Here is a 16,249-nt window from a genome sequence, read left to right as displayed (position 1 = left end):
GACGACATGACATGGCAGGGGCTGAAAACCCTCAAATCAGATGTCGTAATTGAGCTCGAACGATCCGTCGTTCTTGCGAGGATTGGGTTCTTTGGGTTTACGCGGTGGGCTCCCCGACGAAAGCCGGATCCCTTCCAGAGGCGCCGGCGTGTTCGAGGTTGGCGAGGAAGCGCTCGGCGTCCAGTGAGGCCGAGCAGCCGGTGCCGGCGGCAGTGATGGCCTGGCGGTAGGTGTGGTCGACCAGATCGCCGGCTGCGAAGACGCCGGGGAGGTTGGTGGCGGTGGAACCAGGCTGCACGAGCACGTAGCCTTCATTGTCCAGATCAATCTGTCCGTGCAGGAGTTTCGAGCGCGGGTCGTGACCAATGGCGATGAACAGGCCGGTGGCGTCCAGCGGCCTGATCTGGCCTGTGACGGTGTCGCGCAAGGTGACGGACTCCAGGGCACTCGAGCCGTGCAGTTCGGCGATCTCGGAGTTCCACGCGATCTCGATCTTCTCGTTGGCGAGCGCGCGTTCCTGCATGATCTTGGAGCCGCGCAGCGAGTCGCGACGGTGGACGAGTGTGACCTTGCTGGCGAAGCGGGTCAGGAACGTGGCCTCCTCAAGTGCCGAGTCGCCGCCTCCGGCTACGAGGATGTGTTGCTCGCGGAAGAAGAAGCCGTCGCAGGTAGCGCACCAGCTGACGCCGTGCCCGGACAGCTCGTCCTCGTGGTGGATACCGAGCTTGCGGTAGCCCGAACCCATCGCGAGGATCACGGCGCGCGTCGCATGCTCGGTGCCGTCGGCGAGCCGAACGACCTTGACGTCACCGGTCAACTCAACCTCGGTCACATCGTCGGCGACGAGCTCGGCGCCGAAACGCTCCGCCTGACCACGGAGGTTGTCCATGAGTACCGGACCCATGATTCCTTCGGGAAATCCGGGGAAGTTCTCCACGTCAGTCGTGGTCATCAGGGCGCCGCCGGCCGTCACCGAACCCTCGAAGACTAGAGGCGCCAGATTGGCTCGCGCGGCGTAGATTGCAGCGGTGTAGCCGGCAGGTCCGGACCCAATGATGATGAGATTACGAACGCTACTCATGCTCAGGGTTCTCACTGACCAGCAGGGACAAGGGAGTCGATGAGGGCCTCGATACGGGCCCTGATGTCGTCGCGGACCTCGCGGACGATATCGATGCCCTGTCCGGCGGGATCGACCAAGACCCAGTCCTCGTACCGCTTGCCGGGGAAGTAGGGACATTCATCGCCGCAGCCCATCGTGATGACGACGTCGGAGGCGGCGACGGCGTCGTCGGTGAGCTTCTTTGGTTGTTCGCCGGTGATGTCGATGCCGACCTCGTTCATGGCTTCTACGGCCACGGGGTTGATCTGGTTGCCGGGCATGGAGCCGGCGGAGCGGACGTCGACTTTGTCGCCGGCGAGGTGGGTCAGGAACCCGGCGGCCATCTGGGAGCGGCCTGCGTTGTGTACGCAGACGAACATGACGCTAGGTCGATTGGTTTCGGTCATGTGGATGTCCTTCGTAGTCAGAGGTTTAGGTCGCGCAGGAGGCTGGTGATGCGTCCTTGGAGGTCGTCGCGGATGTCGCGGACCTGGTTGAGGGTGGCGCCGTCGGGGTCGTCGACATCCCAGTCGAGGTATTGCTTGCCCGCGAAGATCGGGCACGTGTCACCGCAGCCCATCGTCACGATGATGTCGGCGGCGTGTAGCACCGTGTCGGTCAACGGCTTGGGGTAAGCGGTCGTCAGGTCAATGCCACGCTCGGCGAGCACCGTGATGGCCTGGGGGTTGATTTCGCCGGTCGGAGCAGATCCAGCCGAACGGACGTGAACGCGACCGGGTGCGAGATGTTCGGCGATCGCGGCCGCCATCTGAGAGCGCCCGGCATTGTGGACGCACACGAACAGGATCTCCGGCACTGCCTTGAGTCGTACGCCGCTCGCTTGAGCTTCGGCGGCCAGCAGTTCGGTGGCATAGCGGCGCACGAGGATCGGCAGATAGATGCGGATGGCCGCGTTTGGTTCTAGTGATTCGCGGGCGGTCGTGACTGCCCGCTCAACGTGTGCGCGGTCGAAGACGCCGTCGTACGCATAGGCCAAGTCATCGACGGTGGCTTCGTGCGCAGTGGGGGCGGTGCCGTCATGGTGAAGGGTGCTCATGTCTGGTCTCCGGTGGGGGTGAAGAAGCGGCGTGACCACAGGGCCACGTAGATCAGGCCGACGAGGACGGGCACTTCGATGAGGGGGCCGACGACGCCCGCGAGTGCTTGGCCTGACGTGGCGCCGAAGGTGCCGATGGCGACCGCGATGGCGAGCTCGAAGTTGTTGCCGGCCGCGGTGAAGGCGAGCGTGGCGGTCTTGGCATAGCCCAGGCGCAAGGCGTGGCCGACGAACATGCCGACGACGAAGGTGATCGAGAAGTAGAGCAGGAGTGGTAGCGCGATGCGTACGACGTCGAATGGATTGCTGGTGATGGCGTCACCCTGCAGTGCAAAGAGCAACACGATCGTGAACAGCAGGCCATAGAGCGCCCACGGACTGATGCGTGGCAGGAACGTGTCCTCGTACCAGTCACGGCCCTTGGTCCGTTCGCCCACCACGCGGGTGAGGAAGCCGGCCAGCAGTGGGATGCCCAGGAAGACAAGCACGCTTGCGGTGATCGCGCCGATCGAGAACTCGGCGCTCGTGGTCGACAGGCCCAGCCAACCGGGGAGCGTCTGGAGGTAGAACCAGCCCAGGGCAGCGAACGCGAAGACCTGGAACACCGAGTTGATCGCCACCAGCACGGCGGCGGCCTCACGGTCGCCGCAGGCCAGATCGTTCCAGATCATGACCATCGCGATACAGCGGGCGAGACCGACGATGATCAGACCCGTGCGATATTCGGGCAGGTCGGGCAGAAGCAGCCAGGCGAGGGCGAACATGAGCGCTGGACCGACCAGCCAGTTCAAAACCAGTGACGCGCCGAGCAACCGGCGATCACCCGTGACGCGGCGGGTCTCGTCGTAGCGGACCTTGGCCAGCACCGGGTACATCATCACCAGCAAGCCAATGGCGATCGGCACCGAGATCGACCCGACGGTGAACGACTCCAACGCGTCGACCAGCCCCTGCCAGGTGCGTCCGAGGATGAGGCCGACCGCCATGGCGACGCCGATCCAGACGGCCAGGTACCTGTCGAGTGTCGAGAGCTTGGCGATGACGTCGGCGTCGTTGCTCGGCGTCTGGGTCTGTTGGGTCACGGTGGTCCTTTGGCGGCTGGGCGTTCGCGGGGTTGTTCACCCCGCGTTCATATTCATCGATGAACGTCTATCAAGACAAACAGTAGCGGTCCATCGACGATTGTCAATGCATGGGTCATACTGGGGCCATGGCCACTGAAGTGATCGAAACTCTCGACCCATGCTGCGCGCCGATCGTCGGTGAGGCGATGAGCGTCAACGGCGCGGTGACGCTCGCGGCCAAGTTCAAGGCCCTCGGGGATCCGACGCGCTTGCGGCTGCTGTCGATTGTTGCCGCGCACGAGGACCGCGAGGCCTGCGTCTGCGACCTGACCGAACCGGTCGCTTTGTCGCAGCCGACCGTGTCGCACCACCTCAAGATCCTGGTCGATGCGGGATTGCTCACGCGAAGCAAGCGGGGCACATGGTCGTTCTATGCCTTGGTGCCCGGTGCGCTCGATCAACTCGCGGATGTGCTTCGAACGCCTGCTGCGACGAGCTGACGTATCCGGCAACAACCCAAGACAGTGCGGCTTCTACCTACGCAGCTGGTCCAGTACGACGCGGGTCGTATCGCGTGCGGTCCGCCCAGCCCCAATCAGGGTCGCTGACGCTGCGCCAGCCCAGTCGCCGTACCCGATCAGGTGCAGCCGTGGTTCATTCAGGGACTGGGTGCCTGCTGGCCCGCCGAGACGATAATGCCCGCCCGCGGTTCCGAGACGCAGACCCCTGAGGTGCCCGAGCGCGGGCCGGAACCCGGTGCACCAGATGATGGCGTCGACCTCATGGTGCGTGCCATCTGGCCACATCAGACCAGTCGGCGTCAGGCGGCTGAACATCGGGACCGCCTTGAGTGCGCCACGCTCCCGAGCAGCACGGACGCTGGGAACCATGACGATGTCACCCAGACCTCCGACACCCGGGTGATCGGTTCCATCGTGCAACGCCTGAACCCGCTGGGTTGCCGCGGCGAACAAGGCGCGACCGTCGACCTCGTCGGGCAAGAAGCGTGGCGGCCGGTTGGTCACCCACAAGGTGTCGGTGATCGCTGAGACTTCGGCCAGGACCTGTGCGCCTGAGTTCCCGCCACCCACGGCCGCGACCCGCCGTCCGGTGAAGTCCTCGGGTCGGCGGTACTGCACGGTATGCAGTTGCTGTCCGGTGAACGTGTCCGCGCCCGAGTAGTGCGGCCAGAAGGGACGGGTCCACGTGCCAGTAGCCGAGACGATCGCACGGGCAGATACGTCGCCTTGCCGCGTGCGGACCATGAGTGGATGGGTCGGGTCGGCGTCGGCTGACCGACCGACCGCGGTGACCTGACAGGGTCGCTGCACTGCCAATCCGTAGCGCTCTTCATAGCGCCTCAGGTAGTCCACGACGTGGTCGCGAGTGGGAAATCCCCGGGCGGCGTCGTCCCAGGGCGGCATCATCCACCCCGGAAGCGAGGAGTGCGTCGCGGGGGAGAAGAGCCGCAGCCCGTCCCACATGCGTGGCCAGGCGCCACCTGGTTGTTCGGCTGCGTCAAGGATGACGAAGTCATCGCCGGGCACCAGGCCGGCCCTGCGCAGGTAGTAGCCGGTGGCCAGTCCTGCTTGTCCGCCGCCGATGACGACGACAGACACGTCGTCCGGGAGGGAAGGTGTCGTCATCTGGCGGATCAGTTGATGTCGCTGCGACGTTCCAGCATGACGGTGTCACGCCAGACGCCGTCGAGCTGAGCAATGCGAGCCCGCACTGCCAGGGTTCGGTACCCGGCGGAACGGTGCAGCGCGAGACTGGCACGGTTCTCCGGAAAGATCGAGGTCTGCAGTGTCCACAGGCCAGCTTGGTCGGCTTCGTTGACCTGGGTGAACAGCAATGCCTTCCCGACGCCACGACCGCGAGCGGTCTCAGTGACATAGACGGAGGTCTCGCCCACTCCGGCGTAGCACGCACGCTCCGAGACGGGCTGGATCGCCGTCCAGCCCACGACCTGACCTCCGAGTTCGGCGACCCACGCCATCCCCGGCAGCCACTTGCTGCGCAACTGCTCGGCGGTCGGGATCGCGGTCTCGAAGGTGGCGTTGCGAGTGGCAAGGCCTTCGGCATAGATGGCGACGACAGCGGCCATGTCCTCGTCGATCACCGGACGTGTGGCCACATCGACAGGAAGATCCGAGGGGCAACAAGGTGGTGCAGACAACGTGCCCATCACGACGTCGGCAGCATGCGGCAATCCGGTGCAACAAGCCGGATTGACCGAAACCATGCTGGAGGTACCGACCTTGTCGACCACGACGAACCCGACCTTCCTCAACACCTGGCAGTGGTGAGAACAGGTGGACTGACTGATGCCGAGCGCTTCGGCCAGGTCGCCGATCCGCATCGCCCCCGAGGGCGAGGTCGACAGGGTGTGGAGCAGCTGCACCCGAGTGGGGTCGGCGAGCAGGGCGAACCACTCAGCAAAGTGCTCCGCGTTCGTGCGGTCAAGACTGAGCGCTGCAGGGCCAGAGATGGTCATGGCCGAAGAATACCTTGCATCCATCGATCTAGGTCGATACTGTTTCTCTATCGACGTCCGTCGATGCAAGACGACTGAGGAGTTTGAGATGCAGCTACCCGTGATCATCATCGGCGCCGGGCCCATCGGGTTGGCCGCGGCAGCGAACGCCGCCGAGCGCGACATGGACTTCATCGTCGTCGAAGCCGGTGGCGATGCCGGAGCGGCTGTGGGGGAGTGGGGCCACGTGCGACTCTTCTCCTCGTGGCTGGAACTCATCGACCCCGCCGCCCGTCGACTCCTCGAAGCCACCGGCACGTGGACCGCCCCCGACGACAGCGACTACCCCACCGGTTCCGAGTGGCGCGAGGCCTATCTCCAGCCGCTGGCCAACCTGCTGAACTCCTCGACAAACGGAAGCGTGCACTACAACACGCAGGTGACCGGCGTGAGCCGCGCCGGACGCGACCTGTTAGTCGACTCCGGACGAGAGAACGACCCCTTCGCTGTGCATGTGCACGGGCCTGAAGGCCACCAGCGACTCCTGGGCAGCGCGGTCGTGGATGCCTCCGGCACCTGGACCAGCCCCAACCCGCTGGGCGCCGATGGCTACCCCGCACGTGGGGAACGCGAGCACGCTGATCGCATCAGCTACGGGATCCCTGACTTCACCGACACCGCGGTCGCTGCGCGGTACGCCGGCAAGCATGTCGCGGTGGCAGGCAAGGGTGCCTCGGCCCAAGGTGTGCTGATCGGGCTGGCCCAGCTCGCCGAGCAGGACCCCGCTACCCGCGTCTCGTGGCTGTTGCGACGCCCCAGCGTCGGAGATGCCTTCGGGGGAGGCGACAACGACCAACTCGAACAGCGCGGCAAGCTCGGACAGGACGCGAAAGCAGCCGCTAGCAGTGGCTTGGTCACCAACGTGACCCAGTTCCGCACCGAATCCGTCAACCTCCAGGACGATGGCCGACTCGCGCTCGGTTCCACCGACGGTCAACAGGTCTCTGACGTCGACGAAATCATCGTCGTCACCGGCTTCCGTCCCGACTTCAGCTTCCTCTCCGAAGTACGCCTCGACCTCGACCCCGCCCTCGGCTCAGCACGGTTCCTGGCAGAACTGGTGCACCCGGACCACCACAGCTGTGGCGACGTCCCCGGACACGGATATCAAGAACTGGCCCAGCCGGAACCGGGGTTCTACGTGGTCGGCATGAAGTCCTACGGCCGCGCCCCCTCGTTCCTCGCCATGACCGGATTCGAGCAGATCCGCTCCGTCATAGCCGCGCTCGCCGGCGACCTCGAAGCGGCTGGCCGGATGGAGTTGGTGCTCCCCGACACCGGCGTCTGCAACGGCGCCGGCGCGTTCGACGCCCCGGACGCAGTGGCCTCGACAGGCGGCTGCTGCGGAGCCCCGGCATCCGAGCCGGAACTGATCAGCCTGGGCCGCCCCGGCCAGTGAGACCCGCGACGGCCCCCCGGTGCGAGACGGTCGCGGGGTGACCGGAACCTGGACCGACGCCCAGTCGGTCGACCCGCAGCCCGGAGCCCTCGACAGCGCCGGGCTGCGGCGCGTGGTCGCAGTGCTCAGCACCGTCCAGATCGTCTCCTGGGGCGTGCTGTACTACGCCTTCGCGGCACTACAAGGTGCCATCACCGCCGACACCGGATGGCCCGGAGTTGCGATCACCGGAGCCTTCTCGCTCTCACAGTTCGTCTCTGGCGGTGTCGGCATCTGGGTCGGTCGACACCTCGACGCCTTCGGTCCCCGCAAGGTAATGACCGCCGCTTCATTGGTCGCCATCCCCGGCGTGGCCACGATCGCGCTGGCACCCAACCTGCCCCTGTTTTACATCGGCTGGGTGCTGACCGGGGTCGCCATGGCCGGCACCCTGTATCCACCGGCGTTCGCAGCGCTGACCCACTGGGGCGGAGCGAAGCGGGTTCGCGCCCTGACAACCCTGACCCTCGTGGCCGGCTTGGCCAGCACAGTGTTCGCGCCGCTCGCCTCAGCTCTGGAGGGCTGGCTGGGATGGCGCCAGGCCTACCTGGTTCTCCTCGCAGGCCTTGTCTTCATTACCGTTCCGTTGCACTGGTGGGGACTGGACCGTCCGTGGCGAACTGCCCCAGTCGGGGCAGAGAGCAGTGCGAGGGGACCGGCGAACGCCGAAACTCAGGCCGTCAATGTGGCTCGCAGTGTCCCGTTCCTGCTTCTCACGATCGCCAATGCCATGACGGCCCTGGCTGTCTTCGCGGTGGTCATCAACATGGTGCCCATGCTGGTCGAGCAGGGCATGAGCCGAAACCTCGCAGCCGTCGCACTAGGGCTGGGAGGAGTCGGGCAGGTGGCCGGACGTCTGGGATATGCGCGATTCGCCGCGGCCACGTCGGTGACCGCACGTGGCGTCATCGTGCTGGCCGCAGTGGCCATCGGCACCGCTGCTCTCGCGTTGGCGCCGTACTCGGTCGGGGTGCTCATTGTCCTCGGAATGGTCCTCGGCCTGGCCCGTGGCATTTACACGCTTGTCCAAGCCACCGCCGTAACCGATCGATGGGGACCCGCGGCCTACGGCAGACTCAACGGCATCCTCACCGCACCCGCATTGGCCGCATCAGCTGTTGCACCGTTCGCGGGCGCAGCGCTGGCGCACCTGCTGGGTTCGTACGCCGACGCGTTCCTGGTGCTCGCGGGGCTGGCTGCGGTAGCCGCGGTGCTGATGCTCGGGGCCATGCCGAGACAACAAATTCCACCGATTCACTCGGACAAAGCCGCGTAGCCAGCCTCGGCTGCAAGAGCGGCGGCCGCCGTCTGCCCCACCCGTGAGCGACCCATATCGACGAGCCCGGGTGGATCTCCTCGCCGCCCACGGCCCCATCGGTGCGGGGCGCAGCGGCCCATCAGAGGTCGACGGGCGCCGTTCGGTGGACCTACCCCGAACTCGACATCATCGACTTACCGATGGATTCGACCCGTCATCGGAAAGGCATCAGAAACTACCGGCAACGGTTCCATGGCGTTCCGATAGAGTTGGAGTCGTCCGATGGGGAGCCTCCTCAACAATCCGAGGTTTTCCAGAGGGACCCGAGGTTTGCGGTAGCTGGGAATGGGCCTCCGATCTTGTCCAGAGGGTTCACGTTTAAATCTGGTCCGGGAGAAGCCTCCCTGATGCAGCGACGCACTGTCATCAGCGCTCGGGAGGACAGCACCGGCGTTAGCTGTCGTCATCTCGGCTGTGCGGCGGATCGATTCTTACGTCCGCGTTGCAGACAAGGTCGATCGGGAATCTGGGCTTGGGCGTTTGTGGTCGGTCACCCGCGAGACGCCCCAGCAGTCGTTCCAGCCGGCTGGATGGGCGACTGGGCCGGTAGGTGAACTTCATGACCTGCTCCTCAGATTCCAGGTGCGGGCCGAGTGGGGCCGGTTTGAGCCCGTGCGTGCCCCAGGATGAAGTCGGATCCTCGTTCCACCTCGCGCTGCGGTGGGGCGGCCTTGACTGCCTCCCACTCGCGAGGGTGCATCCCCGTCTGGATGGCTGCGGCCACCAGGTCGGCGAGGACGTACCGCTTGTCCTTGGGTACTTGGTCGAGGGCGCACCACGCCATAGCGCCGTTCCCGCTCTGCCAGGCGGCGAAGCCCAGCAGCGAGGCGGGGCCGGCGCGGACCTCGTCTGGCGCTCGTCTGGTCAGGTCGGTCCATAGCGCGACGTGAGAGTTCGCGTTGTCGCGGCGCATGTCGTTCCAGAGTTCGTCACGCACCGGGATGGACTCGACTGTCACGAGTAGCCGGGCTGCATCGCTGTCGCTGAGCCGGACACCGTCCGCCTGAAACTGCTGGAGCCGCCCGAGTGCCCACTGTTCGTCCTGCCCGGGTGACCTCTGTGCGGACTCGTCCCGCGTCCTGAGCAGGAACTGTGCGACCGGCTCGCGGTCGCCGACCAGCGACGTGGCGAGCGCGTCACGATCGCTCACTGGATGTGCTCGCCCGGCCAGCACGGTGGTGGCGGCCAGTCGATTGCGGGCGCCTTCGCTCTGGACGCCGGATTCGCCGCTGTCGAGGTCGTACCAGTCGGTGGCATCGGCGGACAGCTTGAGTGGTGTGTCGATGCCGATGCTGGCGAGTCGGACGGCGTAGTCGTGGCCAATGAGATCGGCGGCCTGTTGGTCGTGAGTCATGCAGACGATGGCGACACTGGCACCGGGTTGGGCGTAGCGACTGAACGCTCCGCGGATGGCGCCCCAGGCCTCGTTGCGTTGGCTGGCAGTGGTGGGTAGGTCGACGCGGGCGAGGGGGAGATCCGCGCGGAGAGGTACGAACACGATCGACTCCTCGGCCTTGAACCCGAGCAGGTGCGGAATGGCGGCGATCAGTTCGTCGGGGGAGTGGATGGAGAGGGTCATACCTGTCAGGTGCGCGGTCCGATCCAGAGGCTGAAAGCCCTCACATCAGATGTCGTAATAGTGATCGACGCACCCTTTGTGGCGCGACAGGATTTCCGCAAGGCCTTGCGGGCCTTTCTGTCGCCGTCTGGATCTTGTCGGTGATCCCGTTCGCAGTGGCGCTTGGTGGAAATATACCCAGGGGGGGTATACCTTCGTGGTATGAGTATGCATCGCGATCATCAGCACGAACACCGTACGGATGAGGCGGGCCATCATGCTGGCCACCAGGCAGGCAGCGCAGACCTTCGGGACGCCCCTGGGGATCACGAGCATGGCCCCTCTGCGCACGAGGGCCACGGCGAGCACCACGAACACGGCGGCCACTCCGGGCACGGCGACCACGTGGGCCAGTTCCGACGACTGTTCTGGATCATGCTGGTCCTGGCGGTCCCCGTGGTGGCATTCAACGCGATGTTCGCCCACCTGGTCGGCTATCACCTACCAGATGGTGAATGGGTCCAGTGGGTCTCGCCGATCCTGGGCACAGTGCTCTACGTCTGGGGCGGCTGGCCGTTCCTGACGGGCGCGGTCTCGGAGATTCGGTCGCGCACGCCCGGGATGATGTTGCTCATCGGGTTGGCCATCACTGTCGCGTTCGTGTCCTCGTGGGGCTCCACGCTGGATGTGTTGGACGATCAACTGGACTTCTGGTGGGAGCTGGCCCTGCTGGTCGTGATCATGCTCCTTGGGCACTGGATCGAGATGCGCTCGCTGGCCCAGACCACCTCCGCGTTGGACTCCCTGGCCGCGCTGTTGCCCGATGAGGCCGAGAAGGTCGACGGCGACGCCGTCGTGAAGGTTGCTCCCTCGGACCTGGCAGTGGGCGATGTGGTCATCGTTCGCCCCGGGGCAGCGGTCCCTGCCGACGGCAAAATCGTGGACGGCAGCGCGAGCATGGACGAGTCCATGGTCACCGGCGAGTCCAAGACCGTACGCCGAGAGGTGGGAGAGTCAGTGGTCGCTGGAACGGTCGCCACCGACTCCGGCTTGCGGGTGGAAGTCACCGCCATCGGTGATGACACCGCGTTGGCTGGCATCCAGAAGCTTGTCGCGGATGCGCAGGCTTCCTCCTCGCGTGCGCAACGGATCGCCGACACCGCAGCCGGCTGGCTGTTCTGGTTCGCGCTGGGCTCCGCGGTCATCACCGCCATCGTGTGGACACTCGTCGGGCTGCCCGATGACGGCGTCGTACGCACGATCACCGTGCTGGTAATCGCGTGCCCGCATGCACTGGGCCTGGCGATCCCACTCGTGGTGTCGATCGCGACCGAACGCGCGGCTCGCGGTGGCGTGCTGATCAAGGATCGCCTGGCGTTGGAATCCATGCGCACGGTGGACGCCGTGCTCTTCGACAAGACCGGAACCTTGACCAAGGGCGAGCCGACCGTCACCGGCATCGAGCCAATCGATGGGTACTCCGAAGACGCGGTCCTGTCACTTGCTGCCGCAGCCGAGAGCGACAGCGAGCACCCGCTCGCAAGAGCGGTGACCGGCGCTGCGAAGCACCGGAGCCTGGACGTTCCGGCGTACGCGGAATTCTCGTCCTCACCGGCAGTTGGCGTCCGCGCGAGGGTCGATGACTCCGTGGTTGAGGTCGGAGGACCGTATCTGCTGGAGCACCACGGCCTGCCGGAGTTGCCGATCGCCGACAAGTGGCGCACCGAGGGCGCCATCATCTTGCACGTCGTCGCCGACGGTGAGGTGATCGGCGCCCTGCGCCTGGCCGATGAAATCCGCCCCGAGTCACACGACGCAGTGGACGCGCTCCATGCAGTGGGCGCGCAGGTCGTGATGATCACCGGTGATGCCCAGGCGGTCGCTGAAACAGTCGCTGCTGAACTCGGCATCGACCGGGTGTTCGCCGGTGTGCGGCCCGAAGACAAGGCAGCCAAGGTTGCCGAACTCCAGCGTGAAGGCCGGAAGGTGGCCATGGTCGGCGACGGCGTCAACGACGCTCCAGCCCTGGCGCAGGCCGATGTTGGTATCGCTATCGGCGCAGGCACAGATGTGGCGATCGGCTCGGCCGGGGTGATCCTGGCCAGTTCGGATCCGCGTTCGGTGCTGTCGATCTTCGAACTGTCGAATGCGGCATACCGCAAAATGAAACAGAACCTCTGGTGGGCAGCTGGATACAACCTCATCAGCGTTCCCCTCGCCGCAGGTGTCCTGGCACCGGTCGGGTTCGTGTTGCCGATGAGCGTCGGAGCGATCTTGATGTCCGCCTCCACCGTCGTCGTGGCCCTGAACGCGCAACTCCTACGCAGATTGGACCTGACGCCTGAACAGAGCGCGGCGAGGACTCTGAACCGCGCGGCGTCCAACTGAACGCCGCACCCCGTCCATCTGACCCACATCCAGTGAAGTCACCTACTGTCCCCAAAGGGAGGCCAACTAGACTGCTGGCGATGACCCGAAACGCTCGCTGGAGCGCCCCGCACCGACCTGCAGCACGCCTGCTGGTTCTTGTGGGCGTGTTCTTGGGACTGTTCGCCATGCATGGCCTCGGCGGCCACGGCACCGCGGGACACGCGGTGAGTGACACAGGCGCAACGCAGATGACGCTCATGGCTCACGCAGGAGACGTGAGCCACGCAAGCGAGACCGCTCCAGAGCAGGCCACGCTGAGTAGTGCCGCCGAGCCGGATGACGACGGCGACGGGGCCATGACGATGGTGGGCCTGTGCCTGGCTGTCCTGCTCGTGGGGCTCTTGCTGCTGCGGCTCCTGCGCGGGCCACCCCGCGGATTGGTCCTCCTTCGAGAACGTGCTCCAAGGTCGGCCCCGATCCCGCAAGCCGCCGCGCGCGATCCAGATCCTCCTTGCATCTACAAACTGTCGGTCCTACGGAACTGATGGGCGCCCGACTCGACTGTGCCCCAGGTGCGGTCGAGTCCTTGGCATGCCCATCACGTTTCCCAACAGACCAACAAGGAGCATCAATGATCAAGAAGCTTGCAGCATTATTTACAGTCGTATTCGCCCTGGCTCTGCTCACCGCATGTGGCAGTGACGACGAACCCACACCCGAGACACGCACTGCTTCTGACGGAAGCAAGTTCAACGACGCTGACGTCACGTTCGCCACCGACATGATGCAGCACCACGCCCAGGCACTGTCGATGGTTGACATGACTCAGGGCCGCGAGCTGGATCCTGAGGTCGCCGAGCTCGTCGAGGGCATCCGTGCGGCACAGGCCCCCGAGATTGAGCAGATGGTCGACTGGCTTACCCAGTGGGACAAGCCCATTCCCGAGACTTCGCGCGACCACGCGAACGCGCACGGCGACATGGAAATGGACGCTGACATGCCCGGAATGATGTCGGCCGACGACATGGCCAAGCTCGAGGCTGCCAGCGGCGCTGACTTCCAGCGGATGTGGCTGGAAATGATGATCGAACACCACGAAGGTGCCATCGAGATGGCCAAAACAGAACAAGAACAAGGCGTCTTTGGGCCCGCGGTCGAACTCGCAGAGTCGATCGCGACATCGCAAGACACCGAGATCACGACCATGAAGGACCTGCTCGGGTCCTGATCGCCCCTTGGGGTCGACCACCTATGTGGTCGGCCCCAACCCTTCATGCCTTGATCGACAGGAACAATCATGCTTGCCCGCAATCTGCTCGCCAGTTTCGCGATCGGCGCGCTCATCCTGACCACCGGTTGCGCCGCTGAAGAGGAGCCCGCCGCGCCCGCCACATCGGAGGTCCAGTCGCTGGGTCACGTCCACGGCCTCGGAGTCAACCCAGGTGACCAGATGCTCTATGCCGCGACCCACTTCGGAGTCATCCGCATTGGTGATGACGGTTCCCTGGCCAGGATCGCCGATCGATGGCAGGACACCATGGCGTTCACCATCATCGGGCCCGACCACTTCCTGGGAAGCGGCCACCCCGACATGAGGGAAGACCTTCCACCTCATCTCGGAATGATCGAATCGACTGACGCAGCCAGCACCTGGTCGAGCGTTTCGTTGAAGGGCGAGGCTGACTTCCACGCCCTCGACGTGGTGGGAGACCGTATCTATGCCTTCGACTCGGTGACTGGCCGGCTGCTGACTGCGACAGATCGCAAGAACTGGTCGGTCGTGGCCGAGGAGCCGGTCATTGATCTCGTCATCAACCCCTCAAACACACAAGAGGTCCTCACTTCATCGCCTGAAGGGAAACTGCAACTGCGTGGAGTCGACTCGACCTCGATCACTCTCGACTCTGCACCTCCGCTGGTCTTCCTGGGATGGCCCACGTCCGATCAGCTTGCCGGACTCGCCGCTGACGGATCGGTCTACTCCAGCAACGACCAAGGGGAGACCTGGGATCGTGTTGGCCGAGTTCCGGGGGACCCGGAAGCATTCGACGTAACGGGGCAGCATTGGCACGCCGCCACGGATCAGGGCATCTACCGATCCGAGGACGTCGGACGCACCTGGGTGCCCTTGATCCAGGTCATCTCGTGAACCGACAGCCAGGAGCACGCCGCGCACGCCGCGCACGCCGCGCGCGAGCCGATGTCGGCCGGCGCCGAGCGGACAGGCCACGCGCTGTTGGCAGGCGTCGAGCAGAAAGTGCGCGGCCACACCACCGAACGACCCGAATCCTGCTCGGCCTCGCAGTTGCAACTGGCGTCATCGCGCTCACCGGCGCGCTCACGTTCTGGAACTCGTCGCAACCAGCACCCGCCAACACGACGAAATCGTCATTGGCCGACACGCCGCCATCGCCGGCGACGTCGCCTTCGCGGCTCTCGCCCATTGCGCCACCGGTCACGCTGACGCCTCAGGTGCCGCAAGCAGGGACAGGAGAGTTCATGCTCGCCACAAGCGCAGGGGCCAGCACTGGACCTGCACCATTGCGTTACTCCGTAGCCGTGGAAGAAGGGCTCGACGTTGACCCGGCCAAGTTCGCCAAAATCGTCGACCAGACGCTTGCAGACGACAGGGGATGGCGAAGCGTCGGCGACCACGAGTTCGAACGCGTTGCCAGCGGCGAAGAGATACGCATACTGCTCGCCACACCTGACACCGTCGATCAACTGTGCGCGCCCCTCGACACAAAAGGAGAAGTCTCGTGCCGAAACGAGGACCGGGTGGTGATCAACGCCAAGCGGTGGTTCTTCGGCGCAGAGCCGTTCCAGCGGCCACTTCGTGAATATCGCCAGTACGTCATCAACCATGAGACAGGACACGCGCTCGGATACCCCCACCAGTCCTGCCCGCAACCCGGGACGCCCGCCCCCGTCATGCTGCAGCAGACCCTCAGGATGGAGGGTTGCTCCCCGAACCCCTGGCCCGCAGATGGCCCGCCCCACTAGCCAGCTCCCCATCAAAGGAACACGTACGTGAGAAGAAGCATCAGAAACCTCGTCAGCACCTTCGGCCTTGTAGCCGCGTTGGGCCTGACCGCCTGCTCGACTACCGACGACAGCTCTGACACCACCGCAACCGGCGCGGCCGGGTCCGCAACAGGGGCAACCGCCGCAGACGCAGATCAATTGCTCAGCGCGCATGGCATGAGCGGGATGGATGACGTAGTCGAAATCATTGACCACCTCGACCGGCTTGGTGGATCAGAGCGGCCACAAGACCTGATCGCATCCGTGCGCCCTGACCAACTGGTGCTGTCGTCCGGTGGCGACGAGGTCAGCATCGCAATTCCAGACGACGCCTTCTACCTCTCGGTCGCGCCATACGTCAATCAAACCCACGAGTGCTACAACCACTCGCTGACCACCTGCACGGGAGAGCTCGCCTCCACTGAGGTCGAGGTGCAGATCGTCGACGAAACCAACGACGAGGTCCTGGTGGAGAAGACAGTCACGACGTTCGAAAATGGGTTCGTTGGCTTCTGGCTGCCCCGCGACATCAAAGGCACCATAAAGATCACCCACGACGGCAGGAGTGGCGAAGCGGACATCGCGACAGGCACAGACGATCCCACCTGCCTCACCACAGTGAGATTGGCCTGACCCAAACTTGGGGCCGACCCGCTGCGCTGTCGGCGGTCCCATCGTCCGATGCCTTGCTCACGAATCGATCACCCTCCTCTTACCCTCCTTTGGGGAGGGAAGTCTCCGTGGCCCGAGCCGCCCTTCGTGCGCGCCCGGGCTCGCCGCCC

The 16,249-nt window shown here is 65.1% G+C and carries 16 protein-coding genes; 9 read left to right on the top strand and 7 right to left on the bottom strand.

Annotated elements, in window-relative coordinates; all coding sequences use genetic code 11:
* Positions 1–97: 97 nt before the first annotated feature.
* The 4 genes from trxB to arsB are packed head-to-tail and all read right to left on the bottom strand — an operon-like array spanning position 98 to position 3,241.
* Positions 98–1,081: a thioredoxin-disulfide reductase gene (gene trxB / locus NJ4_RS11470; RefSeq protein ID WP_067434673.1), complete on the bottom strand. Its 984-nt coding sequence runs from the start codon at positions 1,079–1,081 to the stop codon at positions 98–100.
* 11 nt (positions 1,082–1,092) lie between these two features.
* Positions 1,093–1,509, bottom strand: coding sequence for an arsenate reductase ArsC (locus tag NJ4_RS11465; protein ID WP_067434670.1), 417 nt, complete (start codon positions 1,507–1,509; stop codon positions 1,093–1,095).
* 17 nt (positions 1,510–1,526) lie between these two features.
* Positions 1,527–2,159 (bottom strand): arsenate-mycothiol transferase ArsC, encoded by a 633-nt coding sequence (locus tag NJ4_RS11460; protein WP_067434668.1) that lies wholly within the window; start codon positions 2,157–2,159, stop codon positions 1,527–1,529.
* A complete protein-coding gene (gene arsB / locus NJ4_RS11455) occupies positions 2,156–3,241 on the bottom strand; it encodes an ACR3 family arsenite efflux transporter (RefSeq protein WP_067434665.1) in 1,086 nt (361 codons plus the stop codon). Before arsB ends, NJ4_RS11460 begins: the two co-directional genes overlap by 4 nt.
* A 128-nt stretch (positions 3,242–3,369) precedes the next feature.
* On the opposite strand from arsB, the gene NJ4_RS11450 reads away from it, so the two are divergent.
* Positions 3,370–3,723: an ArsR/SmtB family transcription factor gene (locus NJ4_RS11450; RefSeq protein WP_067434662.1), complete on the top strand. Its 354-nt coding sequence runs from the start codon at positions 3,370–3,372 to the stop codon at positions 3,721–3,723.
* A gap of 33 nt (positions 3,724–3,756) precedes the next feature.
* Here the strand turns inward: NJ4_RS11450 and NJ4_RS11445 are convergent, their stop codons facing one another.
* Positions 3,757–4,869 carry an ArsO family NAD(P)H-dependent flavin-containing monooxygenase gene (locus NJ4_RS11445; RefSeq protein ID WP_067434658.1) on the bottom strand — a complete coding sequence of 371 codons (1,113 nt, stop codon included), beginning with the start codon at positions 4,867–4,869 and terminating at the stop codon, positions 3,757–3,759.
* Positions 4,870–4,877: 8 nt separating this feature from the next.
* The gene (locus tag NJ4_RS11440; RefSeq protein ID WP_245644539.1) at positions 4,878–5,789 is read right to left on the bottom strand and encodes a helix-turn-helix domain-containing GNAT family N-acetyltransferase; all 912 of its coding nucleotides are present in this window, start codon (positions 5,787–5,789) and stop codon (positions 4,878–4,880) included.
* Positions 5,790–5,808: 19 nt separating this feature from the next.
* On the opposite strand from NJ4_RS11440, the gene NJ4_RS11435 reads away from it, so the two are divergent.
* Together NJ4_RS11435 and NJ4_RS11430 are read left to right on the top strand one after the other, a co-directional pair.
* Complete coding sequence (locus tag NJ4_RS11435) at positions 5,809–7,158, top strand: FAD-dependent oxidoreductase (RefSeq protein ID WP_067434652.1); 1,350 nt, start codon at positions 5,809–5,811, stop codon at positions 7,156–7,158.
* A 37-nt stretch (positions 7,159–7,195) separates the two neighbouring features.
* On the top strand, positions 7,196–8,473 hold the full coding sequence (locus NJ4_RS11430; RefSeq protein ID WP_217996836.1) for an MFS transporter: 1,278 nt from the start codon (positions 7,196–7,198) through the stop codon (positions 8,471–8,473).
* A gap of 613 nt (positions 8,474–9,086) precedes the next feature.
* Here NJ4_RS11430 and NJ4_RS11425 read toward each other — a convergent pair.
* Positions 9,087–10,094, bottom strand: a complete 1,008-nt coding sequence (locus NJ4_RS11425) for a DUF4192 domain-containing protein (protein WP_067434650.1) — start codon at positions 10,092–10,094, stop codon at positions 9,087–9,089.
* A gap of 201 nt (positions 10,095–10,295) precedes the next feature.
* Here NJ4_RS11425 and NJ4_RS11415 point away from each other — a divergent pair, with 201 nt between their 5' ends.
* From NJ4_RS11415 to NJ4_RS11390, 6 genes are all read left to right on the top strand, one after another.
* The gene (locus NJ4_RS11415; RefSeq protein WP_082748446.1) at positions 10,296–12,461 is read left to right on the top strand and encodes a heavy metal translocating P-type ATPase; all 2,166 of its coding nucleotides are present in this window, start codon (positions 10,296–10,298) and stop codon (positions 12,459–12,461) included.
* Positions 12,462–12,541: 80 nt separating this feature from the next.
* Entirely contained in the window at positions 12,542–12,988 is a 447-nt protein-coding gene (locus NJ4_RS27170; protein ID WP_407668054.1) for a DUF6153 family protein, read from the top strand.
* An 86-nt stretch (positions 12,989–13,074) separates the two neighbouring features.
* Entirely contained in the window at positions 13,075–13,671 is a 597-nt protein-coding gene (locus NJ4_RS11405; protein ID WP_067434640.1) for a DUF305 domain-containing protein, read from the top strand.
* 69 nt (positions 13,672–13,740) lie between these two features.
* On the top strand, positions 13,741–14,592 hold the full coding sequence (locus tag NJ4_RS11400; protein ID WP_067434636.1) for a F510_1955 family glycosylhydrolase: 852 nt from the start codon (positions 13,741–13,743) through the stop codon (positions 14,590–14,592).
* Positions 14,589–15,446, top strand: coding sequence for a DUF3152 domain-containing protein (locus tag NJ4_RS27045; RefSeq protein ID WP_322787619.1), 858 nt, complete (start codon positions 14,589–14,591; stop codon positions 15,444–15,446). The genes NJ4_RS11400 and NJ4_RS27045 overlap by 4 nt, the downstream gene beginning before the upstream one ends.
* Positions 15,447–15,473: 27 nt before the next feature.
* Positions 15,474–16,100: a CueP family metal-binding protein gene (locus NJ4_RS11390; protein WP_217996835.1), complete on the top strand. Its 627-nt coding sequence runs from the start codon at positions 15,474–15,476 to the stop codon at positions 16,098–16,100.
* Positions 16,101–16,249 lie beyond the last annotated feature (149 nt).

Source organism: Nocardioides jensenii JCM 1364 = NBRC 14755, from assembly GCF_001552535.1.
Lineage (GTDB): Bacteria > Actinomycetota > Actinomycetes > Propionibacteriales > Nocardioidaceae > Nocardioides > Nocardioides jensenii.
This window is presented reverse-complemented; position numbering and strand designations above follow the sequence as displayed.